We start from the raw sequence: 22,679 nt of genomic DNA on the forward strand, positions 1-22,679 counted from the left end.
CACCGATTACTCAACGAGGAGCAGGATGTTTTCCATCGCCGCGGCACCGATTTCTTGGGGAATCTGCGATGTCCCGAACTGGGGTATCCAGCTTGACGCCGATCGAGTCCTTGCCGAGATGCGCGAACTCGGCATCACCGCAACCGAAACCGGTCCCCTCGGTTTCCTCCCGGCCAATCCCGACGCCGCCCGCGACTCGCTCGAGCGGGTCGGGATGCGCGCGGTCGGCAGCTACGACGGCTTCGTTTTGCATCAAGACGGCTGGCGGGATGCGCTGCTCGCGGCCGCTGAGCCGGTCAAGCGACTGGGTGGTTCGGTCTTGGTCTTCGCGGTGCTCCCCGCACCCGGAGATTACTCAGGCGATCCCGGTCTGGGCGCCGAAGAGCGCGACCGCATCCTCGACGCGCTCAACGAAATTGCCGACCTCGAAAGCGAGTTGGGGATCGCCCTTGCCGTGCATCCACACTTGGGAAGCCTCATCGAGACCGAAGCTGAAATCGACTGGGCATTGCGCGGCAGCCGCATCCGTTTCTGCCTCGACACCGGCCACAGCTTCGCCGCCGGCATCGACGTACCCGCGCTCTTCGACCGGGTCGGTGATCGCATCGCCTTGGTGCATTTAAAGGATGCGGATGCTGATATCGCGAGCCGTTTTCAGGCTGGGGTGATCGACTTCCTCGCAGCGATTCGCGAGGGGCTGTTCTGCTCGCTCGGCACGGGCGACCTCGATATTCCTGCGATCCTTCGCACTCTGGAGCGGGCAGCCTACGAAGGCTGGGTCGTGCTCGAGCAGGACGCCATGTTGCAGGCGGTGCCCGCACCGGGTACCGGGCCGATCAATGGGGTACGGCAAAGCCTCGAGTACCTCCGTGGGCTTGCGACCGAAGTCCGCTGACCGGACAAGTGCGCTGGATAGTCGGGTTAGATAAACAGCACGAGGCTCACCGCCATCACAGCCATACCGCCGATGAGGCCGTAGACCGTGAGGTGATGCTCGCCGAACTCGTGCGCCGCGGGAAGCAGTTCGTCGAGTGAGATGAACACCATGATGCCGGCGATCGCGGCGAAGACAATGCCGAAGAGGGTGTCGGAGATGAACGGCATCAGGATGAGGTAGCCGATCAGCGCGCCGGCGGGCTCGGCCAGGCCCGAAAGTGCGGCAAGCGTGAAGCCCTTTCGACGAGAGCCCGTGGCCTGATAGACCGGAATCGCTACCGCGAGCCCCTCGGGAATGTTGTGGATCGCGATTGCGACGGCCACCGCGATCGCCACCTGCGGTTCTTGGAGTGCCGCGATGAAGGTCGCGAATCCCTCCGGAAAGTTGTGAATCGCAAGGGCGCCGGCGGTGAACAGCCCCGTGCGCATCAGCGCGTGTTTCCTGGCCGGATGATCGATCGAGGACGGCTCGTGCGGATTCACCGAATCAGGCACCAGCTTGTCAATCACTGCGATCACGGCAATCCCGCCGAAGAAGGCCGCGATACCAGCCCAGTTCCCGTTTATTTCCCCATAAGCCTCGGTGAGCGCGCGGATCCCCTCGGGCAGCAATTCCATCAGCGAGACATAAATCATCACCCCAGCCGAGAAACCGAGCCCGAGCGAAAGGGTCTTGGTCGAGGTCCCTTTTCCAAAAACCCCGAGCGCCGCACCGATTGCGGTGGAAAGCCCGGCGAGCAGCGTCAATAGGAACGCGAACAACACATCAGACATCGTTCCTCCATTCGCTGATCAGGCGGTTTACCCAAGCCACTTTAGGGCCTTGTGCGTGCGAGCGTCGGCAGGCCGACACAAAACGTCGGAGGCAACACGTACCATGACCCCATGGCTGATTCTTCATTTGATGTCGTAAGCAAGGTAGACCACCAGGAGGTTGCCAACGCGGTCAACCAGGCGACCAAGGAAATCGCGCAGCGATACGACTTTAAGGATGCCGGTGCATCCATCGACCTCAGCGACGCCAAGCTGATGCTGCGCGCCGCGAGCGAGGACCGCGTGAACGCGGTGCTCGATGTGCTGCAGTCCAAGCTCATCCGTCGCGGCATTTCGCTGAAGTCGCTCGAAACCGGCGACCCCTACCCCTCCGGGAAGGAATACCGCCTCGAGGCCACCATTAAGGAAGGGATCGACCAGCCGAACGCGAAGAAGCTCTCGAAGCTGATCCGTGATGAGGCTCCGAAGTCGGTCAAGTCGCAGATTCAGGGTGACGAGCTTCGCGTCTCGTCCAAGAGCCGCGACGACCTGCAGGCGACGATTCAGCTGCTCAAGGGCGCCGACGTCGAACTCGACCTCCAGTTCATTAACTTCCGTTAGGACCTCTCCCGGCTGTGACGACGCTTACCCCACTCTTGCATCCATGATCGGCCCATTCACCCTGCTCTCGTCCAATCCGAGTTATTTCGTGGTGGCGAGCCTGTACATCGTCAACCTCGCGATCGTCGTCGTGACGCTCTTTACGATCGGCAATAACCGTCGGCCCACGACGGCGGTCGCCTGGTTGCTCGCGATCTCGCTCATCCCATATGTCGGGCTGCTGCTCTTCCTACTGTTCGGTACGAACCGACTGCCGAAGTTTCGCCGCAATCGGCAGGCAGAGTTCGACAAGATCATCCGGCAGGCCACCGACGAGGTGCAGGACTCCCTCGGGCTCACCCCGGTGCCCGAGCAATATCAGCCGATCTCCGCGCTCGCGCACGAGCTGACTTCGATCCCGCACCTGCCGGGCAACCGCATCCAAATTCACGATATTTATAACGACACCATCGATGAGATGAGTGCGGAGATAGACCGCGCGCACAGCTATGTGCACCTCACCTTCTATGCGATGGGGTATGACGGTGTCACCGAAGGGTTCTTCGACGCGCTCGAGCGGGCGGTGGAGCGAGGGGTGCGCGTGCGCGTGCTCTACGACCAGGTCGGTTCCTTCCGATACCCGGGTTACCGCAAGCTCAAGCGGCGCCTGAACGAGATCGGCTGCGATTGGCACCGGCTCTACTCGATTTGGCCGTGGGAGGGCGGCTGGCAGCGCATTGACCTGCGCAATCACCGCAAGCTGCTCGTGGTCGACGGTCGCGTCGGCTGGATGGGCTCACAGAACCTGATCTCGCGCGATTACCACCGCAAACCCACTCGTAGGTTCGGCTCCCTGCAGTGGCAAGACCTCATGGTGCGTGTCGCCGGCCCCATGGCCCTCGGTTTGGATGCCGTGTTCCGCTCGGATTGGTACGTCGAAACTGGCGAGTTGGCCGATGACGGTGACGACCCGACGCTGCAGGACTACGCCCGGCACTACGAGCAGGAGCTCGCAGCAAGTGAGGACGAGGGCGCCGACACTTCCGTGGACTACACCCGCTACGACTGCCAATTGGTGCCCTCGGGGCCGGGGTACGAACACGAAAATAACCTCCGGATCTTCACCCAGCTGCTGTACATGGCGCGCCACCGCGTAGTGATCGCATCCCCGTATTTCGCGCCGGACGATTCCATGCGCTACGCGATCACCACCGCGGTGCAGCGTGGTGTTGAGGTGCACCTGCACGTTTCAGAGCACGGCGACCAGTTCTTCACCCAGCACGCGCAGCAGTCCTACTACGAGGAGTTGCTGCGCGCGGGCGTGCGGATCTGGCTCTATCGCACACCCTACATCCTGCACGCAAAGCACATGACCGTGGACGATGAGGTCACGATCCTCGGCTCCTCGAACATGGATATGCGTTCGTTCACGCTCAACGCCGAGGTCATGCTGATCGTTTACGGTCGCGACTTCGCGCGCCGATTCGAGTGGGTCGAGCACTCCTACCGAGTGAATTCCCGCGAGCTCACCCTTGAGGAATGGATGTCGCGCTCGCGCCTCGCTTTCGCCCTCGACGATCTGTGCCGGCTGACGTCCGTCGTGCAGTAGCGGCGGGCGCGGCGAAAACGGCAATGGGTGTACGCGTACCCGTTGCCGTTATCGCTAACCCCGGCCGCTACACCGGCAATGGTTGCAGCTAACGCCAATGGGTACGGCCGACAACTCGACAACTCTACGCGCGCACGACGACGGCGCGCGGCGACAGCGCGTCTAGTCTTCGCCGAGGGAGATGCGCAGCATCTCTTCGCGGTCACCAACCTTGATGCGTTCGCGCTCGTGGGGCTCGCCCAGCGAAATCTCGTGCGCATCCAAGTTGTGCCAGCCGTCGAGGTCGGTGAACTTCACGCCGCGCTCTTCGAGGAGCGAAACGACCTCATCGGTTTCAGTGATCGAAGGCTTCCACCAGGTCGCTTCCGAGGCGAGCAGGTGCTCGATCGTTTCCTTCGCATCCGACTTCGTGTGACCGATCAGTCCGACCGGGCCGCGCTTAATCCAACCGGTGGCAAACATGCCCGGAACCGGTTCGCCGTCCGCGTCCAGCACGCGGCCACCGTCATTCGGAATCACACCGTACTTGGGGTCGAAGGGCACCCGCTCGAGCGGCGAGCCGAAGTAACCCACGGCACGGTAGACCTGACCCACCGGGTACTCACGCATCTCACCGGTACCGTGCACGCCACCGGAACCATCCGGTTCGGTGCGTTCCACACGCAGCGCCCGCACACGCCCCTGCTCGTCCTTGAGGACGGCGTCGGGTCGCGACCAGAAGTGCAGGTGGATGCGACGCTTCACCTCCGGGTTCGGCTCGGTTTCGCGCCACTTATTGAAGATGCGGCTGATCACGAGCAGCTGCTTACTCTTCTTCGCCTCTTCATCCGCTGCCGGGTCGACATCAAAGTCGTCTTCATCGAGCACGATCTGTGACTGCGGCACCTCGCCGAGTTCCCGCAGCTCCAGCGGCGTGAACTTCACCTGCAGCGGGCCGCGACGACCGAACACGTGCACATCGGTGATCTTCGAGTCTTTGAGCCCCGCATAGACATTGTCGGGAATCTCGGTGGGCAGCATGTCATCGGCCTGCTTGGCGAGCACGCGGGTGACATCGAGCGCCACATTCCCGTTACCGACCACGGCCGCCGCGGTCACATCCAGCGGCCACTCACGCGGAACATCCGGGTGCGCGTCGTACCAGTTCACGAAGTCTGCCGCACCGTAGGAACCTTCGGCGTCAATCCCCGGAATGTTCAGGTCCGCATCGCGAATCGCGCCGGTGGCAAAAATCACCGCGTTGTAGCGCTTCCGCAGGTCCTCGATGGTGATGTCGGTGCCAAAGTCAACGTTACCGAAAACGCGGATGCCGCCCTTATCGAGTACATCGCGCAGCGCACGCACCACGCCCTTGATCCGCGGGTGGTCCGGGGCGACGCCGTACCGCACGAGACCGTAGGGGGCGGGCAGCCGGTCAAAGAGATCGATTTCGACCTCGTATTTCCCTTCGGCCTCGTTCCGCAAAATGTCCGAGGCGTAAATGCCCGCCGGACCAGCACCCACAACGGCAACGCGCAGTGTCGACATAGTTCCTCCAATACTTGGGCGATCCGCCCAGACATTGCTCTTTCCCACGCTCGTTTCATGGCCGAAAGGCGCAGGATTGAACGCGCGGATGCGCGTTCCTCAGCTAAAAGTCGCGATTAATCAGTCGGTCAGCGAATTCCTGCAAGGCGGCCTTCACGACGCCGCTCGGCAGCGGGTCGAGTGCCTCAAGCGCGTGCCGAACGTGCGTTTCTGCCGCCTCGAGCGTCTCCTGCGAAACCTCGTGCTCACGCAACTCGGTGATAATCGCATCCACTTCTGCGGGATCGCTGGAACCGCGAGATTCTTCGCGAGCGAAACTCGCATCCTGGCTGCCGGGTGCAGTACCGGCAACCCGCGTCCGGATGCGTTCGAGCAGGTCGGCAGCCTTTTCGTCACCGGCCAGCGCGCGACGCTCTAGTAACAGCACCGGCAGGGTTTCCACCCCGGCACGCAGGTCGGTGCCCGCGAGCTTGCCGGTCTTATCCGAGCTCGGCGACAGATCAATGACGTCATCCACGATCTGGAAAGCGGTACCAATGCCCTCGCCGAAGGTGGCCAATGGTTGGCGGTAGGCCTCAGGTGCCCCCGAGAGCAGCACCCCGTATTCCGCCGCGGCACCAATGAGCGAACCGGTCTTGTCGGCGAGCACCCGCAGATAGTGGTCGATGCGGTCTTCACCCTCGGCGGGACCGATGGTTTCGTGCATCTGGCCGAGCACGAGGCGTTCGAACACCGTGGCCTGCAGGCGGATCGCCTCTGCCCCGAGATGCGAGAACATTTGTGAGGCTCGTGCGAACAGTAAGTCGCCCGCGAGAATCGCCATCGAGTTGGTCCACCGCAAGTGCGCGGCGGTCACCCCGCGGCGCAGGGTAGCGTCATCCATCACATCGTCGTGGTAGAGCGAGGCAAGGTGCGTGATCTCGGTTGCGGCCGCGGCGGTGAGCACACCTTCGCTGTCCGACTTCGGCCCCAGTTGCGCGCTCAGCAGCACCAGCATTGGGCGTAGCCGCTTACCGCCAGCACCGAGCAGATACGTAGTGGTGACCTGAGCCACCTTGTCGGCGTACTGCACCTGTTCACTCAGCACCGCTTCAACGCGATCAAGCCCCTTATCGAGGGTGGCCTTGAGCTTGCGTTCGGCCGGGCGGCCAAACAGCTCCTTTGCAAACGCAGACCCGACGTTTCCGTGCGAGGGCCTGCGTGTTGCCGAAGACTGGGAGGTCACTGGTTCTCCTGTCGGGCCGTGGGTGTGGCGGGCTTAGTGCCTCGGTGCAGTGCGACGATGCCGTAGGTGAGGTTCCGATAGGCCACCTGCTGGTAGCCCGCTTCCCGCAACCAGCTCGCGAAGGTCTTCTGTTCGGGCCAAGCCTGAATCGACTGGAAGAGGTAGTTATAGGCTTCCGGATCCGAGGACACGAGTTTCACGATCGAGGGCATCGCGACGTTCATATACGTGTCGTAGCCCCAGTTCACGAGGCCATTCGTGGGATGCGAGAACTCGCACACGAGGATGCGCCCACCGGGCTTAGTGACGCGGAACATCTCCGCGAGTGCCTTCCGCGGTTCCTGCACATTGCGAATCCCGAAGCTGACCGTGGTGACGTCAAAGGTGTCGTCCTCGAAGGGCAGCTCCGTCGCATCCCCCTGCTGGAAGGTGATGTTCGGGTGGTCCCCGTGGCGTTCGATGGCCTGGTTGATCATCCCCTGCGAAAAATCGAGGCCGGTCACGGTCGAGCCGTGATCGGCGAGGATGCGCGAGACGGTGCCGGTGCCGCAGGCAACGTCAAGGACTTTCTGGCCGGGGTACGGATTGATCTCGCGACGCGTTTGGTATCGCCAGTATGGCGTCACGCCGACGGAGAGCACGTCGTTCGTGAGGTCATAGTGGCCCGAAACGCGGTCGAACATCCTCGACACGTCGGCGGGGCGTTTTTCGAGATCGGCAGAAGTCACGCCTTCCATCCTACGTCGCATCGAATGCCCGCTGCCTCCCCTGTTCGCGGAGGGAAGAGCCGGAATCTATCCGGCGGCGCAGAAGCACGGCCCGCCGATGGAATATTCCATGTGGCGGGCCGTGGTGAGGACTCTGCGCGTGATGGTGCAGAGATCTGTTTGCCGCGGGTTTGCGGCGGGCTTGGGCTAGCGGCGTCCGAAGAGCTTCACGTCATCGTTGCCGATGAGGTCGGGCACGGTCCAACCGTTGAGGTCGTATTCGGAGAGGAACTTGTCGGCGAGCCCGATCATCCGGTCGGTACCGCCGCGCTGCTCGGCGAACTTCAGCGTCTCGATGCGCACATTTTCGTACGTACCGGCGTAGTTGCGCTCGTAGAGTTCGTGGCGACCGCCGAATTCGGTACCCACCGCATCCCACAGCGCCTTGAGGATTTTGACGCGATCGACCGCTTCAACCCCATTCGAGCCGCGCACGTACTTGTCGAGGTACGGACGCACTTCCTGGCTATTGAAGTCATCGGCGCCGGAGGGCAGATAGATGAGCCCCGAGGCCACATCCTGCTCGATGATGCCCTTGATCTGTGCGTACGCCACGCTCATCAACTGGCGGTAGACGAGGCCATATTCGACCTTCGGAATGACCGAGTCTCCCACCCACGGTTCCGGGTCAGTGGCCATCGAGGTCGACAGCGACCAGAACATGTCGCGCCAACCGATGACCTCACCGACGCGCTGCTGTACGCCGCGGAAGTCTTTCGACCCGGTAGTTTCGAGGGATTTCAGCAGCAGCCCAGCAATGAAGTCGAGCTTCACCGCGAAGCGCGTGACACCCTGGAAGGTGAAGCGGGGCATGAAGCCGGATGCAGGTAGGAAAGCGTTGATCGCCTCCACATCGCCATAGGAGAAGACGTTCTCCCAGGGGATGAGCACCTTGTCGAAGACGAGGATCGCATCGTTTTCGTCGAAGCGGCTCGAGAGCGGATAGTCGAAGGGATTGCCGGTGATCGCGGCGTTCTGCGCGTAGGAAGCGCGGGAAATGAGCTTCACCCCGGGCTGGTCCATCGGGACCGTGCAGATGAGCGCAAATTCCTTCTTCTTGATCGGCAGCCCGTAGTGCGCGATGAAGTTGTAGTTGGTGATCGCCGAGCCGGTCGCGACGACCTTCGCGCCCGAAACGATCAATCCCGAGTCGGTCTCCTTTTCAACCTTCATGAACACATCGCCCACCTCGTCTGGCGGCAGGTGACGGTCAATCGGCGGGTTCACGATCGCGTGGTTCCAGTAGAGAACTTTCTCTTGCGATTCCTTATACCAGCGCTCAGCATTCTCGCCGTACTCGCCGTAGAACTCGCGGTTTGCGTGCAAGGTGCCGAGGAAGCTGGCCTTGTAGTCGGGGCTGCGGCCCATCCAGCCATAGGTTAGGCGTGCCCAGGAGGCAATCGCGTCGCGTTCTTTGAGCAGGTCTTCGCTCGAAGTGGGGGTGCGGAAGAAGGGGAAGGTAACACCGTCGCTGCCGGTATCGGTGGGGGCGGTGACGACATCCACTTCATCGCCGGTGTGCATCGAGTCGTAGAGTCGAGCCACCGAGCGCACCGAGTTGCGGAAGGCCGGGTGCGTGGTGACGTCATCGACACGCTCGCCGTGCAGCCACACTTCGCGACCGTCGCGGAGGGACTCGATGTACTCATCGCCCGTCATGGGCTTGGTTACTCGCGTGGTTTCAGTTTCGGTAACCGCCTGCGTCGTTGTCATTGCGGGTTCCTTTCAATTCTTTGGGTTGTTGAGGTTGAGAAGTGTTGTGGTCGCTACTCGGGCCCGGATGCGCGCTACGCGGCGGAGAGCTCACCGAGGCGGTGGAATTTGCCGCTGTGGAAGAGCAGCGGGTCGATTTCTTCGTGGCTGGCCTCGACGATTTCGCCGATCACGATGACGTGGTCGCCGCCGTCATATTCCGCCCAGGGCCGGCAGGCGAAGGTCGCACAGACTCCCGCGAGCGCCGGCGCCGTGGCCCCCTCAACCCATTCCGGTGCGAGCTCCTGCGGGCGCCCGGCGAAGTGCATCGCGAGATCCTGCTGGTGGCTGCCGAGCACATTGACGGTGAAGGGTGCATCCTTGATGAGCGATGCGATCTTGTTCTCGCGGATGAGTGTGACCTGCAGCAGGGCCGGTTCGAGCGAGATTGAGGTGAACGACGAGATCGTTGCGCCGTGCGGATCGCCCTGTTCATTGCGGCAGGTAACCACTGTGACACCGCTGGCAAATTTGCCGAAGGTGTTGCGCAGCTGCCGACCGTCGAGTCGCCCTACGGGTGCGGTTTCAAGAAGTGTTTGCTGAGTAGACATCGTGATCCTCCTCATTGAGTTGCTGGATGTGAGGACCACGTTATGAAGCCGCAAGACTTCCGACTATCCACTTCGCGCGCCGCCATCCGGATCACGCGGAAATCCTGGTTTTGGTATCACTGAGCGAGGCTTTCCGCCCTGTTCGCTCAGGTCATACCCAGCACCCGACGCAAGGTATCAGAGGGCCGCTCGCCGTAGGTGCGCCGATATGCCGCCGCGAATCGCCCCAAATGCACGACACCATTGGCGAGCGCAATATCGGTCACCGAATCACCGGGAGCCGCTGCCAACAGCTCCTGCCGAACTCGTTCGAGTCGCACCAAGCGAAGGTAGTCGGTTGGGGTGGTGTCGAGGTGATCTCGGAAGCCTTGTTGGAGTCGGCGGATGCTCACACCAGCCACCTGCGCCATATCGGCCGCGGTCCAGGCACGGGCCGGTTCCGCGCGGAGGCGTTCCACGACCGAGCGCACAATCTTCGGGCAGGCCGCGAGCGTGTCGTCTTCCACGGGTTTTGCGGCAAGCAAGATGGCGGTGGTCAGTGCCCCGGCGAGTTGTTCGCGCACGAGGGGATGTCCGTGCCGATTTTGCGCAATGGTATTCACCAAATCGGCCCAATCGGAGTCCTGATCCGCGCCAAGCCGGATGGACGGCGGCATCTCGGGCATGGAACCGAAGAGTTTGCTGGCTTCCTGCCGGAGGTAATCGGCCTCGATGCGCACCCCAATGATGCTCACATTCGCGTCCCACTCGATGATGTGCGCGGGCGTATCGGGCGGGTACACCGTGGCTTCATTTGGTGTCGCTACTAGCTCAGTGCTGCCAATTCGCGAGGTCAGGCTGCCGTGCACCGGCAGGTTTACTGCGAAGGCCCCCGGGTGGGAGGACTGCAGGCGCACCGGAGATCCCCAAGACACCTTCGCGATTCGCACCGGCCCGAGGTCACGACCATCCGCATGCACTCGTTCCGCGTTTGAGCGCCGCTCCAGCGGCGTCAACTGGTGCGAGAAGTACAGTTCGGATACCGCATCCGAAGCCTCGCCCCAATCGCTATGTGTATCCACGCGTCATCACCACCTCGACCGGTGCGCGCCAGCATTGCGCGCGACCACACGGCCCACCGTTGGGCGCGTCTGTGATTCTTAGGTAGCTCGGAAATGTAGCCCGGCCGCACGCCGCTCACAAACTTTTGTCCCGCCTACTGAGACCGCGATGATGCATCCACATGAGGGCCGGAAGTTGCTGTACAGGACGATGTTCGTGCAGTGCCTGAACCGTGCGTACGTTTATCTGTCGTCCGCCCTACACCTGCGCGCGGGTAATCTGGAGGGCAGTGAATACCAAGCTGTCTGATTCCGCACTCCCCCGGCTCCGCGCCCGCACCCGCCCGATCTCCGACCCGGGTGATCTACTGCGCTTCGCTGAACCGCAGGACCCTGCGGTGTGGTTGCGCCGCGGCGATGGCATCGTCGGCGGCGGTTGCCTCTGGCGGGGTGAATTTCAGGGCGAATCGCGGATTCGGGATGCTCGCGAGGTTTGGGATGCGATCCTCGCGCAGGCGCGGGTCGAGGATGCCGTGCGTGTGCCGGGTTCCGGCTTGGTTGCATTTGGGGCATTCACCTTCGCAGCGTCTTCCGGCTACGCCAGCGTGTTGCAAATTCCGCAGTTCATCATCGGGCGGATGGATGGCAAATCTTTCTTGACGGAACTGTTTGTCACCGACTCGACTGTGGGTTCTGGCCCGGTGCCGACGGTGCCGGTGCGGCTGCCGCTGATCATCCCCGACGGTCCGGAGGCGGTCACCGATCTCGAGCCCGGCGAGATGACCCAGGAGCGCCACCGCGAAGCGGTCGAGTGCGCCCTGTCGCGAATCGAACAGGGTGAGTTCACGAAGATCGTCATCTCGCGCGATCAACACGGCAAGATCGAGCCGGATGCGGACCGTCGCCACATTGTGCGCCGACTCGCGAACACCTACCCCGAGACTTGGACCTATGCGGTGGATGGGTTAATCGGCGCGAGCCCCGAGATGTTGGTGCGGGTGTTAGGACGTTCGGTCACCGCGCGTGTGCTCGCAGGTACGCTCCCCCGCGGCGCCAATGAGGCTGACGACGCCGCAGCGAAGCGCGCACTCGCAGACTCTGCGAAGAACCGCGTCGAGCACAAATTCGCGATTGACTCCGCAATCGAGTCGCTGCGCCGCCTCGATACGCATGATGACCCGGATACCGGGCTCACCGCATCCCCCGAACCGTTCCTGCTCGGGCTCCCCAATGTCTGGCACCTCGCGAGCGACATTCGCGGGACCTTGCCGCAGGGCTCAAGCGTGCTCGATCTCGTGGAGGCGCTGCATCCGACAGCGGCGGTGGGCGGCACCCCGCGGAAGAAGGCGATGCCGGTGATCGATGAGCTCGAACCCTTTGATCGCCGCCGTTATGCCGGGCCCGCGGGCTGGCTTTCGGCTTCGGGCGACGGCGAGTGGGTGGTGGCGTTGCGCGGTGCCGAAGTGGATGCGGATGGTTCCGTGACGGCGTTCGCCGGCGGTGGCATTGTCGCCGGCTCCGAAGCCGCCGACGAGTTTGCCGAAACCGGCCCAAAATTCCGCCCCATCACCGAGGCGCTCAAGCCGCTCGCCGAGTAGCGTCCACGCTCGCTGAGTAGCGCAGCGTATCGAAACACCGCACACGCAGGCGCGCTTCGATACAAATCACTCCGCGATTCACTCAGCGACCAGCAGTTCGTTGGCTGAGTAGCGCAGCGTATCGAAACACCGCACACGCAGGCGCGCTTCGATACAAATCACTCCGCGATTCACTCAGCGAGCGGTAACGCTTAGCGGTCGGCGGCGCGCTTGAGTGATTCTTTGAGGAGGCGGGTGGGTTCCTCGAGGCGCTCGCGCTCCGCGTCCTGGTCGAGCTCGACTTCGGGCCATTCGAGGTTCATGTCGCGCAGCGTTCGCAGCAATACCGCTTTCACAGCGAGGCGCGCGTACCACTTCTTATTCGCCGGGATCACCCACCATGGTGCATCCTCCGTCGAAGTGCGTTCGAGCGCGATCTGGTATGCCTCGGCGTACTCGCCCCACAGCGCCCGTTCGTCCAGGTCACCCGTGTTGTACTTCCAGTGTTTGTCGTCGCGGTCGATGCGTTCCAAAAGCCGCTCGGCCTGTTCCTCCGGACCGACGTGCAGCATGAACTTCAAAACACGAGTTCCTGAAGCAACCAGCCGCTGCTCGAAATCCACGATCGCGCCGTAACGTCGCTCGATCTCTTCCGGCGGCGCGAACTCCCGCACCCGCTGAATCAGCACATCCTCATAGTGCGATCGGTCAAAGACCCCGATAAACCCGGGCTTCGGGGCGTGCGGTTCGACGCGCCACAAGAAGTCATGCGCGAGCTCTTCCTTGGTGGGCGCTTTGAATGAGGTGATCTGCAGACCCTGCGGGTCGACCGAACCGAAGACGTGCCGGACCACGCCACCCTTGCCCGATGCATCCATCCCCTGGAGTACCACCAGAAGGCTCGGCGCATCCGGGTTCCCGGCGCGAGCCTGCGCGTACATGCGTTCCTGCAGGTCGGCGAGCTCTTCGTCCCGCTCGGTGAATAGCTCCCGGCCCACCTCTTTGACGTCGCCGTTATCGCCCTCGAGCCCCGGAGTGGAGTCGGGATCGATATCGGCGAGCTGAAATCCTTCGCGAACGAGCAGCACTTCGCGGGCATCGGACGCGCTGACCTTGACCTTCTTTTTCCCCATGCGCCAGGAGTCTACTTGCGGCTACTTGAAGAGCGGCCGAAAGTGCGGTCCGACAGTACTATCCGGCAGCGTGACCCAGAAGCTACGGCCCAAAGCTGCGGACCAGGATGCGGCCAACGAACACCGCCGGAAGAAACTACCGGTCGAGGGGGACTTCGATGATCATCCGCAGTTCGGTGCGGTCGGTGAGCGCTTCTTCGAGACTGCCGCGGGTTTCTGCGCGACGGTAGGCCCAACCGTACGCAGCAGCGAGTGCCTGAATGTGGACGTTCGTGGCGGTGTACTGCACGCGGTCGAAGGATGCCGTATCCGCGGTCTTCGCGACCTCGAGTGAATCGAAAATCGTCCCACCGCCGTCGTTCCCAACCACGATCTGGATGCGCGGCGCATCCTCCCCACCCTGCCGAATCAGGAGCGACCCAACATCGTGCAGGAACGCAACATCACCGACGAGCACACGAGTCTGCCCGCCGTGCGCCGCGAGGTCGTCACCGTGCTGCGACGCTTCGGCAACACCGAGTCCGGTCGCGATTGTGCCATCGATGCCAGCGAGCCCGCGATTGGAGTGCACGTGGATGCGCTTACCTGGCACCCGCGAGTCAAGGTCACGAATCAGGCGGGATGCGGCGAGCACGAGCCGGTCGTGCGGCCAAGTCAACCGCCACATGCTGTCGGCAAGGATTTCGCGGGTCACGCGTTCGCGCGACACTGCGAGTTCGGTGCGACCAAAGCGGGCACGTTCGCGAAAATCTTGGCTGCGGGATGCGGCCACGTTCGGGGCTTCTGGGTCGGAGTCGCGCTCCTGTCGCAGTGCGAGATCGGCGTTGGTCCAATCGGTGAGCCAGCGTTTGGCTTCTTTGCGAAGCAGGTACTGCTCATCGGCATTCGAGAGCATCGTGGAGCCGAAGGCGAGCACCTTCACCTCGTCCACCGCCTCGACCGATTCGATGGGTCGGTACTGCGGGACTCCGGGCTGGTCAATCACGATGACTCGCAGACCCGGGCGCTTCAGCAGCGCCGGTACCTCGCGGCTGAGGGTCGGATGCCCGACGACAATGACGAGTTCAATCGCATCGCGCAGCGCCGCAATCGAGCTGTTCTCCCCGAGCAGATCGCGGTAGTTCGCGAGGAGATTCCTGCCGTAGCGGGAGCCGCTGGAGACTTCTGCGACTAGCGGCCAACCGCCCTTGTGCGCAAGTTGCTCGCCGATGCGTCCGGCACGGTCGCCCGCCACGACGAGCGCATTCGGCCACTCGGCAGGGTCGACCAGCTCGACGCGCTTTTTCTGGGTTGCGATGGATGAACCGTTCACGCTGGATGCTTCAGGCCAGGTCCCGTAGGCAGCAAGGCTTTCATCAAGGTTGCGGGCGACAGTTGCGTGCGTGGAGGAGACGTTTGCCGATGAGGCACCCCCCGCGGCACTGCTCGAACGAGAATTATCGCTTGCGTGCGCTGCAAGATCGTTCGCGATCGCCGCGGCGAGGGCGGCGTTCAGCCCTCGCCCGGCAGGCCCCGGACCCTCGCGGAAGCGACGGTCCCCATCATCTCCCGGCCAGGCCGCGGCGACTTCTTCTGAGACCCCGCTGACCTCAGCATCCGCCAGGGCAGCGCCGGTCACTCGTACCGTCACGCGTTCCGACAAATCAGGCACGGCATCCGAGAGCGGTTCGCGGTAGGCGACGTTGAGATGCCAGGCGACCTGCGCATCCGCCAGCGCCAAACCCGCCTCACGGGCGAGACTCAGCGAGGCCTCGCTGCCATCGGGAGCGGGGAGCGTCACGCAGGGCACCAGCTGACCGAAGAGACCCGGTTGACGGGTGGTTTGGTTCGCGCCGGTACCCATGAGCTCGGCGGGGCGGTCGGCAGTGAGGGCGACCAGCGGGACGCCCGCGTGGTGAGCTTCGAGCATCGCGGGAGCGAGGTTTGCGACCGCAGTGCCGGAGGTAGTGATCACCGGGACCGGGCGGCCGGATTCGCGGGCGATGCCGAGCGCGAAGAAGCCTGCGGAACGTTCGTCGATACGCACGTGTAACCGCACCGCGCCGATTCGTTCGAATTCGGCGGCGACGAGCGCCAGCGACTGTGACCGCGAACCGGGGCACACGACAATATCGCGCACTCCCCCTCCGACGGCCGCGACGAGCAGTTCAATCGCGGCAGCTAGGGCCGGGGAACGCAGGGCTTCTGCATTCACTTCTGAATTAGCTACCGAGCTGGGTCGCTCGGCGCTCACTGGCGTCGGCCCTCGTCGTCGTTCCCGTTTTTGTCACCGTTTGTTTTCGAGGTGTCATCCTCGTCGAGGTCTTCGCCCTCGACCGTGGGAATCGCGCCGGTGTTGTGGTTCGAGGGGTGGTTGCGCATTGTGCTCTGACGGTCACGCTCGATTTCTTCGTCAAGCAGACGCATTTGTTCCTCAAGCTCCGCGATACGCGCGTCGTGTTCACGCTCCGATTTCGGGTCGCTGATGTAGTTGATGTCGTCCGGGATGATCTGCGTGCCGACCGTCGTCTGCATCACTGAATCGCCAGAGCCTTTACCGATGAACATCCACAGCAGCGGGCCGATCACCGGGATCAGCAGGATGACGACCAACCAGATCGGTTTTTGCATCACCTTCGTGCGTTTGGAGTCAAACATGGCGCAGTCGACGACGGCGTAGACGGTGAGCGCGACTGCGACGACGATGCCAAGAATGAGTGCACGGGACATAGACGCTAAGTCTAGTCGGCTTGACCTGACGGCAGCCGACAAACCATTTTCGTAGACTGGAGGGATGAAAACTTCCCGCGCCTGGACCATTTACATTCTTGTTCGTGTTCTGGCATTCATTGTCCCGTTCGGCATCGTCATGCTGGTGCTGCCGACCTGGCAGTGGAACTGGCTCGTCGGCGTCATCGTTGGCGCGATTGTGAGCCTCGCGATTTCGCAGATCTTCCTTTATCGCGAACGCTTCGCCGTTGCCGAGAGCCTGCAGGAGCGTGCTGAGTCTCGGGCCGCGCAGAAGGACCAGCGCCGCCCGATCGATGTGGAAGAGGATGCGGACATCGACGCTCAGGTTGAGGGGGCGGGCGAACAGGATGCATCGGGCCCGGCCGATGAAGGCGATGCAGATGGCAAACCTGACGCTTAGGCAACTTGAATACATCATTTCTGTAGCGGAACTGGGATCGGTAACTGCAGCTTCCAAGCAACTTCATGTGGCCCAGTCCGCCATATCTGCCTCGATTGCGGATCTTGAACGCACCATCGGCATTCAGATATTCATCCGCCATGCCCGAGGCTTGTCACCCACACGGGAAGGGCATGAAATTCTCGACGAGTCACGGAAGATTCTTCTCGGCGCCGAGGGGCTCGAACAGTACGCCGCCGACCGCTCAGAAGTACTATCCGGATCACTCATCGTGGGGTGTTACACAACTCTCGCTTCCCCGATTCTCCCGCCGTCTCTCGCCGCGTTTGCGACTAAGCACCCGCAGGTACACGTCGACTTCACCGTGGGTCATTCTGACCAAATCATTGAGCAGGTACAGCATGGTGAGTGCGACCTGGCGATACTGTATGACTTCCTCCGTGAGGGCAGTTTCACTGAACTCAATCTTCAGTCAACGCCCCTCACACGCAGCCGCCCCTATGTCCTTCTGCACTCGGAACATCCTCTTGCATCTGCCCACGTAATTGATCTGGCCGACCTCGTGGACGATCCTTTTATCCTCTTCGATCTCGCCCCTGGTGCTGAATATTTCCTTTCGCTATTCGCATCCGAGGGTGTCGAGCCGCGCATCCAATACCGATCGCGTGATTTCGAACTAGTTCGAGGTCTCGTAGCCCGCGGTCTCGGCTATTCCATACTCTCGCAGCGCACCGTCATCGGCGAAAGTTACGAGGGTTTGCCGTTGACCATGGTCGACCTGTCGGCACAGCACAAAGGCCTCGAAGTGATTTCACTTACCCCCGACACTCGCCTCCCAAGCCGACGAGCGCAAGCATTCATCAGCGAATGTCGCGGCGTCCTTGCGAGGCCCTAGTACCGAACTCTGCAGGTTTAGGTATTTCCGATCGCAACTAGCTAAAATAACTTCTGGTGCGACATCTCTTCGCCTTCTAGGTTTCTTGTAACGGCATCCGATCAACGGTGACGGATCCGCTTCAAGGAAGAAGGTGGCCCAATGCTTCGCTCAGGCGCTGAGTACATTGACTCGATCCGAGATGGTCGACAAGTCTGGATCGACGGGGAAAAGGTTGAGGATGTCCCCTCACACCCCATGTTCAAGCCCATTGTCGATATTCGTGCCCGCATCTACGATCTTGCATACGAGAAAAAGACTGCCGATGTAATGACTTACACGGATGCCGCCACCGGCGAGCGCTGTGCGATCGGCTCCAAGCCACCGACCTCCAAAGCAGACTGGCAGCAGAAGCGTGACTCTGTTGATGCGGTACTCAGCGATGTTGGTGGAGTCGTCACTCGCGTCGGCGATGAAACCACCGGCGAAATGTGGTCCCTCTTTGATGGCCAACAAGTCCTCAATGAAATTGATCCCCAGTTCTCGGAGAATATCCGGCGTCATGTCGAACGCACTCGGATCGAAGACCCCTTCCATGTCTCAGCCAACACTGACGCGAAAGGCAATCGTGCGAAGTGGCCTACGGAGCAGGACCCGGATGTCCTCCTGCGTGTTGTAAAGGAGACTGACTCCGGCATCATCGTGCGCGGTGCAAAGTTTGAAACCGCTGCAGCCTACGCGAACCAGGCATTCGTCAAACCTACAATCGCTGACTGGGGCAACGCCCCCACTTCCGAATATGCTGTCGGGTTCATCGCGAACATGAACGCAAAGGGCCTTAAGTTCATTTGCCGTTCCGGCTTTGCACAAAAGGATGCGCGGGATTTCCCCCTGTCGTCGCGATTCGACGAAGTCGACACCATGATTATTTTTGATGATGTCCTCATCCCATGGGAAGACGTTCTTTTCTACCGCCACACGAAGGCTGCGGCATTCATTCGTGCGACGCTGCACCGATACAGTGCTTTCCCTTATCTGCAGCGCTACGAGCGATGGGCGGACTTGCTGCTTGGTACCGCATACCTAAGTGCCCAGCAAACCGGTGTCAAGATGCACCAGGGCGTGCGTGAGAACATCGCCAAGGTCGCAAACTATCGAGAAATGGTGAGCGCGCACCTCACCGCTGCGATCGAAACCGCACAGACAAGCCCCGAAGGCTTCCTGATGCCAAATCAACAAATTCTCTTTTCGGGCCGTGCCCTCGCAAGCAAGATGCTGCCCGAGATGGTCCACACAGTACGTGACATTTCGGGATGCCAGCAGAGTCTGCTCCCAAGCGCGTCGACGTTCGATAACCCGGAGGCCGCGGAGTACCTAAACAAGTACTTCGCCGTGGACACGGTTTCGGCTGACGATCGCTTCAAGCTCCTCGCATTCACGCGCGATCTGCTCAACTCTGACTACGCGACTCACCGGCTTACGTTCCAGCTCTTTGCGCAGTCACCACCGTTCTCGCACCAACTTGCGGTGTACAACAACTACGACTTCCGAGGCGCCGCTGAACTCGTTCGCGAGGCTGCGGGCATGTCGGAATCCACCAACATTTCTAATGAGGAAAACCTCGCCCGGGTTGAGAAGGAGCCATCGGAGAAGGTCAGCGTGTAGCAGCAAGAAATACTGATCTGGCGTCGGCCACAAAGAAGGAGGTCCACCGTGGGTGTGGTCGCAATCAATCACGCATTGAAAACCGAAGCCTTCGATCGCGTGAATGCAGAGTTGGATTCACTCATCAGCCTGGCTGATTGGCTCCACGCGAATCCAGAGATTGCTTGGGAAGAACACAATTCTGCTAAGCGATTGGCTGAGATTCTGCGTACTCGCGGATTCGATGTAGTCCAAAACTATCTGGAATTCCCGACAGCCTTCCGCGCAACCTACGGTTCAGGCGATATCAACATCGGTGTGATCGCGGAGTATGACGCGCTTCCAGGCTTGGGGCATGCTTGCGGACACAACATCATCAGCGCCATCGCGGTCGGGGCTGCAACTGCACTTGCGGCAATTGCAGACCAGCTCGGTATCACGGTCACCGTCTATGGCACCCCCGCCGAAGAAGGCGGTGGCGGCAAGATTGAAATGATCGATCGTGGCGCGTTCACCGAACTTGACTTCGCGATGATGGCTCACCCGGCACCTGCCGATGTAACGCGAGCGGTCCCCTATGCGGTCTCACACAGCACGATGACCTTTACGGGGAAGGCTGCCCACGCTGCAGCCTTCCCTACCGAAGGCATCAATGCTGCGGATGCAATGGTCATCGCGCAGGTAGCTATCGGCCTGCTCCGGCAGCAGCTGCCGGCAACCGTTCGCGTTCACGGAGTCGTGACCCGCGGTGGTGAAGCACCCAACGCGATCGCTGAGCAGACCGTCGGGCGATGGTATGTCCGCGCTAAGGACTTGCAGGAACTCGAAGAGACTGAAGTGCGAGTCCGTCGATGCTTTGAAGCCGGTGCGTTGGCGACTGGTTGCACTCTAGAAATTACGCCAGATTCCCAGCCATATTCAGATTTCCACAACGTGGAGGCATTGGAACAGCTCTACGACACGAATATTCGGGCGCTTGGTCGATCACCCATCACTGAGGGTCCTGAAGCTCGAATGAGTAGCGCGTCTACGGACATGGCAAACGTTTCACACCTCGTACCGGCAATCCATCCCTATATCGGCCTTAACTCCTACCCCATTTCTAATCACCAATTTGAGTTTGCCGCGCATTGCATCGGAGATGCCGCCAATGCGGCGATTCGCGATGGTGCGATTGCGCTTGCTTGGACCGCGATTGATTTTGCAGAACAAACGAGCGCGAAGTCACCTAAACATCTCACCGAGTGAAAACTCAATCGACAGGAAGCACTAATGAAAGTTCAACGGAGAATTTTCCAAACAGTCTCAGGGATTTATTTCACCCTCTGCACACTTGCATTCATTTGGCCGCTCGCGACAATAGCCAACACCATCGAACCAAAAATTCTTGGTGTGCCTTTCTTCTTTGCATGGAACCTCATCGTCGTTGTAATTATCTTCATCGGCTGTGTGGGCATGTACATCTGGGATACCCGCCTCACCGACGGCCGCCGCTCACAAATAGTGAGCTCAACACGGGAGGCTGATAATGCCTAACTGGATAATCATTTCAGCGATCACCGGCATATACCTTGTCGCAATCCTGCTGGTGGGCCTCGCTGCCGGTCGAGGACAGAAGAATTCACTCGAGGGCTACACGACTGGCAGTCGAGACATCAGCATGATCGTCTTGTTCTTCATCTTGGGTGCCGAAATATTTTCTGCGTTCACGTTCCTTGGCGCTCCGGGCGAAGCGTATCGCTCAGGCGCACCAGCCATGTACATTCTCGCGTACTTGTCACTTGCATTAGTGCTTTGGTACGTACTCGGACCAAAAATTGCAACCCTGGGACGTCGATACGGCTACATTACTCAGGCCGATCTCTTCCGCGATCGTTTTAAGAGCAAAGCACTTACCGTCATCGTCGCTATTTCGAGTGTCGTAGCGTTGGTGCCTTATCTCACCATCCAGATTACGGGCGCTGGTCTCCTCTTTGAATTTGCCACGGAAGGAAATCTTCCGTTCTGGTTGGGATCGTTAGCAGCATTCGGTGTCACCACCGCGTATGTATACGTCAGCGGCCTCAAAGGCATTGGTTGGACCAACCTGCTGCAGGGAATCCTCATGTTCGTCGTCGCGTGGGCAGTCGGGATCGCGGCTGTTGCACAGCCCTTTGGCACGCTCGGGGAAATGTTCACTCAAATTCAGCTCTCGAAGCCTGAATTCCTCACACTCCCTGGTGGTGACGGCTCCTGGACCTGGACTGCCTATTCCTCAGCAATCATCTTGAGTGTGCTCGGCTTCGTCATGTGGCCACACGTGTTCATGAAGTCCTACAGTTCAGGGAGCAACCGATCGATCAAGCGAACCGTAGTGTTCTATCCGCTATACGCGCTGTTGGTCGTCCCGATCGTTCTTGCTGGCTTCGCAGCCATCATGGTGTTTTCAGACGCACCGCTAGAGCGCGCTGACTCCGCGCTGTTGCAGTTGATCGTATTCGTCCTCGATCTGCCGGCTTGGATAATTGGGCTGATGCTCGCGGGGGCCGTCGCAGCAGCCATGTCGACGGGCGCCAACCTAGCGCATGCCGCCGCAACGATCTTTATTCGTGACTTCATCTCGGTGGTTGCCCGCAAGCCATTCTCTGATCAGAAGGCCTTGATGTGGACTCGGATTGCGGTGATCGTGATCTCTGCAATTTCATACCTATTTGCAATCACAAATTCCAGTTCGATCGTCCAGCTGTTCCTCTCGGCCTACGGCATTGTGATCCAATTTTTGCCGCTAACCCTGGCAGCCCTGTACTGGCGACGAGCGAATCTCCCCGGCGCACTTTCCGGGCTGATCACGGGTCTGGGTGTATCGGTGCTGTTCACATACTTTGTGGATTCACCGTTCGGCATTGGCCCAGGTCTGTGGGGCTTTGCAGCAAACATCATTGTGTTCGTGGCCGTCACCGGCCTTACGAAACCGATGCCGCGCTCCCACACCGCACGATTCGCTATTCAGCCGAGTGACCACGTGCCAGAAGGTATTGAACCCGCCGAGATGGCCGCCGAGCCCAGCGAGACGAAGTCGTCTTCAGATTCCAGTCAGTCCAGTTTTTCCGAGGACCAAACCACTACCAAAAGGAGTATCTAATGACCGCTCAAACCACCCAGACCACCCACAAACGAATCCGCCCCTTCAACACGAAGGACACTTACCCGGAGCAAAGTCTCGACAATGACCTTGCTCAGGCGGTTGTCGCGAACGGCGTTGTTTATATGCGAGGCCAAATCGGCCAAAACCTCGATACCAGCGAAGTCGTGGGCGTCGGCGACGTTGAGAAGCAAACTGAACAGGCGATGCGTAACATCAAGATGTTGCTCGAAGAGGCCGGCAGTTCTTTGAACGACATCGTGAAGCTCGTTGTATACATGACCGACATCAGGTACCGCGAACCGGTGTACCGCGAAATGGGCAAGTGGCTAAAGGGTGTACACCCGGCGTCGACCGGAATTGTGGTTTCCGGATTCGCAAAGCCAGAGTGGGTCGTTGAAATCGACGCGACCGCGGTTATTTCAGATCAGGAGTCATAA

General features: G+C 60.7%; 21 protein-coding genes. 11 read left to right on the plus strand and 10 right to left on the minus strand.

The features are described from left to right. Positions 1-25 precede the first annotated feature (25 nt). Entirely contained in the window at positions 26-895 is an 870-nt protein-coding gene (locus F8O05_RS01350) for a sugar phosphate isomerase/epimerase family protein (RefSeq protein ID WP_158050951.1), read from the plus strand. 26 nt (positions 896-921) lie between these two features. Here F8O05_RS01350 and zupT read toward each other — a convergent pair whose 3' ends face one another. Then, positions 922-1,710: a zinc transporter ZupT gene (gene zupT, locus F8O05_RS01355; RefSeq protein WP_158050952.1), complete on the minus strand. Its 789-nt coding sequence runs from the start codon at positions 1,708-1,710 to the stop codon at positions 922-924. A gap of 111 nt (positions 1,711-1,821) precedes the next feature. Here zupT and F8O05_RS01360 point away from each other — a divergent pair, with 111 nt between their 5' ends. Both F8O05_RS01360 and F8O05_RS01365 read left to right on the plus strand, forming a co-directional pair. Continuing rightward, entirely contained in the window at positions 1,822-2,310 is a 489-nt protein-coding gene (locus tag F8O05_RS01360; protein ID WP_158050953.1) for a YajQ family cyclic di-GMP-binding protein, read from the plus strand. A 43-nt stretch (positions 2,311-2,353) separates the two neighbouring features. Further along, complete coding sequence (locus F8O05_RS01365) at positions 2,354-3,898, plus strand: phospholipase D-like domain-containing protein (protein WP_158050954.1); 1,545 nt, start codon at positions 2,354-2,356, stop codon at positions 3,896-3,898. 162 nt (positions 3,899-4,060) lie between these two features. Here the strand turns inward: F8O05_RS01365 and F8O05_RS01370 are convergent, their stop codons facing one another. From F8O05_RS01370 to F8O05_RS01395, 6 genes are all read right to left on the minus strand, one after another. Beyond that, a complete protein-coding gene (locus tag F8O05_RS01370) occupies positions 4,061-5,425 on the minus strand; it encodes an FAD-dependent oxidoreductase (RefSeq protein ID WP_158050955.1) in 1,365 nt (454 codons plus the stop codon). A gap of 103 nt (positions 5,426-5,528) precedes the next feature. Continuing rightward, positions 5,529-6,650 (minus strand): polyprenyl synthetase family protein, encoded by a 1,122-nt coding sequence (locus tag F8O05_RS01375; RefSeq protein WP_158050956.1) that lies wholly within the window; start codon positions 6,648-6,650, stop codon positions 5,529-5,531. Further along, positions 6,647-7,378 (minus strand): bifunctional demethylmenaquinone methyltransferase/2-methoxy-6-polyprenyl-1,4-benzoquinol methylase UbiE, encoded by a 732-nt coding sequence (gene ubiE / locus F8O05_RS01380; protein ID WP_158050957.1) that lies wholly within the window; start codon positions 7,376-7,378, stop codon positions 6,647-6,649. The genes F8O05_RS01375 and ubiE overlap by 4 nt, the downstream gene beginning before the upstream one ends. A 186-nt stretch (positions 7,379-7,564) precedes the next feature. Continuing rightward, positions 7,565-9,130: a 4-hydroxyphenylacetate 3-hydroxylase N-terminal domain-containing protein gene (locus F8O05_RS01385; protein WP_158050958.1), complete on the minus strand. Its 1,566-nt coding sequence runs from the start codon at positions 9,128-9,130 to the stop codon at positions 7,565-7,567. Positions 9,131-9,204: 74 nt separating this feature from the next. Then, positions 9,205-9,720 (minus strand): flavin reductase family protein, encoded by a 516-nt coding sequence (locus F8O05_RS01390; RefSeq protein ID WP_158050959.1) that lies wholly within the window; start codon positions 9,718-9,720, stop codon positions 9,205-9,207. A 146-nt stretch (positions 9,721-9,866) separates the two neighbouring features. Continuing rightward, complete coding sequence (locus F8O05_RS01395; RefSeq protein ID WP_158050960.1) at positions 9,867-10,781, minus strand: AraC family transcriptional regulator; 915 nt, start codon at positions 10,779-10,781, stop codon at positions 9,867-9,869. Between the two features lie 269 nt (positions 10,782-11,050). On the opposite strand from F8O05_RS01395, the gene F8O05_RS01400 reads away from it, so the two are divergent. Then, entirely contained in the window at positions 11,051-12,358 is a 1,308-nt protein-coding gene (locus F8O05_RS01400; protein ID WP_225735665.1) for an isochorismate synthase, read from the plus strand. Between the two features lie 191 nt (positions 12,359-12,549). On the opposite strand, the gene F8O05_RS01405 is transcribed toward F8O05_RS01400, so the two are convergent. The 3 genes from F8O05_RS01405 to F8O05_RS01415 all read right to left on the minus strand — a co-directional run bounded on the left by F8O05_RS01405 (position 12,550) and on the right by F8O05_RS01415 (position 16,179). Further along, a complete protein-coding gene (locus F8O05_RS01405; protein WP_158050961.1) occupies positions 12,550-13,470 on the minus strand; it encodes a PPK2 family polyphosphate kinase in 921 nt (306 codons plus the stop codon). A 136-nt stretch (positions 13,471-13,606) separates the two neighbouring features. Beyond that, complete coding sequence (locus tag F8O05_RS01410) at positions 13,607-15,664, minus strand: thiamine pyrophosphate-binding protein (RefSeq protein ID WP_158050962.1); 2,058 nt, start codon at positions 15,662-15,664, stop codon at positions 13,607-13,609. A gap of 35 nt (positions 15,665-15,699) precedes the next feature. Then, positions 15,700-16,179, minus strand: a complete 480-nt coding sequence (locus F8O05_RS01415; RefSeq protein ID WP_192496974.1) for a PLD nuclease N-terminal domain-containing protein — start codon at positions 16,177-16,179, stop codon at positions 15,700-15,702. Between the two features lie 64 nt (positions 16,180-16,243). Here F8O05_RS01415 and F8O05_RS01420 point away from each other — a divergent pair, with 64 nt between their 5' ends. From F8O05_RS01420 to F8O05_RS01450, 7 genes are all read left to right on the plus strand, one after another. After that, on the plus strand, positions 16,244-16,600 hold the full coding sequence (locus F8O05_RS01420; RefSeq protein ID WP_158050964.1) for a DUF4229 domain-containing protein: 357 nt from the start codon (positions 16,244-16,246) through the stop codon (positions 16,598-16,600). Next, entirely contained in the window at positions 16,581-17,495 is a 915-nt protein-coding gene (locus F8O05_RS01425) for a LysR family transcriptional regulator (protein ID WP_192496975.1), read from the plus strand. The genes F8O05_RS01420 and F8O05_RS01425 overlap by 20 nt, the downstream gene beginning before the upstream one ends. A 141-nt stretch (positions 17,496-17,636) precedes the next feature. After that, positions 17,637-19,139 (plus strand): 4-hydroxyphenylacetate 3-hydroxylase family protein, encoded by a 1,503-nt coding sequence (locus F8O05_RS01430; RefSeq protein WP_158050966.1) that lies wholly within the window; start codon positions 17,637-17,639, stop codon positions 19,137-19,139. A gap of 48 nt (positions 19,140-19,187) precedes the next feature. Beyond that, complete coding sequence (locus F8O05_RS01435; RefSeq protein WP_225735666.1) at positions 19,188-20,366, plus strand: M20 family metallopeptidase; 1,179 nt, start codon at positions 19,188-19,190, stop codon at positions 20,364-20,366. A gap of 24 nt (positions 20,367-20,390) precedes the next feature. Continuing rightward, on the plus strand, positions 20,391-20,654 hold the full coding sequence (locus F8O05_RS01440) for a hypothetical protein (protein ID WP_158050967.1): 264 nt from the start codon (positions 20,391-20,393) through the stop codon (positions 20,652-20,654). After that, on the plus strand, positions 20,647-22,239 hold the full coding sequence (locus F8O05_RS01445; protein WP_158050968.1) for a sodium:solute symporter family protein: 1,593 nt from the start codon (positions 20,647-20,649) through the stop codon (positions 22,237-22,239). The genes F8O05_RS01440 and F8O05_RS01445 overlap by 8 nt, the downstream gene beginning before the upstream one ends. After that, entirely contained in the window at positions 22,239-22,679 is a 441-nt protein-coding gene (locus F8O05_RS01450) for a RidA family protein (protein ID WP_158050969.1), read from the plus strand. Before F8O05_RS01445 ends, F8O05_RS01450 begins: the two co-directional genes overlap by 1 nt.

This window comes from Gulosibacter chungangensis, from assembly GCF_008831155.1.
In the GTDB taxonomy this organism is placed as follows: Bacteria; Actinomycetota; Actinomycetes; order Actinomycetales; family Microbacteriaceae; genus Gulosibacter; species Gulosibacter chungangensis.

Bases quoted from the DNA above. Each gene is read 5' to 3' on its own strand.
- F8O05_RS01450 (WP_158050969.1), top strand. From the start codon at position 22,239: ATGACCGCTCAAACCACCCAGACCACCCACAAACGAATCCGCCCCTTC.
- F8O05_RS01370 (WP_158050955.1), bottom strand. From the start codon at position 5,425: ATGTCGACACTGCGCGTTGCCGTTGTGGGTGCTGGTCCGGCGGGCATT.
- F8O05_RS01445 (WP_158050968.1), top strand. From the start codon at position 20,647: ATGCCTAACTGGATAATCATTTCAGCGATCACCGGCATATACCTTGTC.
- F8O05_RS01360 (WP_158050953.1), top strand. From the start codon at position 1,822: ATGGCTGATTCTTCATTTGATGTCGTAAGCAAGGTAGACCACCAGGAG.
- F8O05_RS01440 (WP_158050967.1), top strand. From the start codon at position 20,391: ATGAAAGTTCAACGGAGAATTTTCCAAACAGTCTCAGGGATTTATTTC.
- F8O05_RS01405 (WP_158050961.1), bottom strand. From the start codon at position 13,470: ATGGGGAAAAAGAAGGTCAAGGTCAGCGCGTCCGATGCCCGCGAAGTG.
- F8O05_RS01390 (WP_158050959.1), bottom strand. From the start codon at position 9,720: ATGTCTACTCAGCAAACACTTCTTGAAACCGCACCCGTAGGGCGACTC.
- F8O05_RS01385 (WP_158050958.1), bottom strand. From the start codon at position 9,130: ATGACAACGACGCAGGCGGTTACCGAAACTGAAACCACGCGAGTAACC.
- F8O05_RS01425 (WP_192496975.1), top strand. From the start codon at position 16,581: ATGGCAAACCTGACGCTTAGGCAACTTGAATACATCATTTCTGTAGCG.
- zupT (WP_158050952.1), bottom strand. From the start codon at position 1,710: ATGTCTGATGTGTTGTTCGCGTTCCTATTGACGCTGCTCGCCGGGCTT.
- F8O05_RS01365 (WP_158050954.1), top strand. From the start codon at position 2,354: ATGATCGGCCCATTCACCCTGCTCTCGTCCAATCCGAGTTATTTCGTG.
- F8O05_RS01415 (WP_192496974.1), bottom strand. From the start codon at position 16,179: ATGTCCCGTGCACTCATTCTTGGCATCGTCGTCGCAGTCGCGCTCACC.
- F8O05_RS01350 (WP_158050951.1), top strand. From the start codon at position 26: ATGTTTTCCATCGCCGCGGCACCGATTTCTTGGGGAATCTGCGATGTC.
- F8O05_RS01430 (WP_158050966.1), top strand. From the start codon at position 17,637: ATGCTTCGCTCAGGCGCTGAGTACATTGACTCGATCCGAGATGGTCGA.
- F8O05_RS01420 (WP_158050964.1), top strand. From the start codon at position 16,244: ATGAAAACTTCCCGCGCCTGGACCATTTACATTCTTGTTCGTGTTCTG.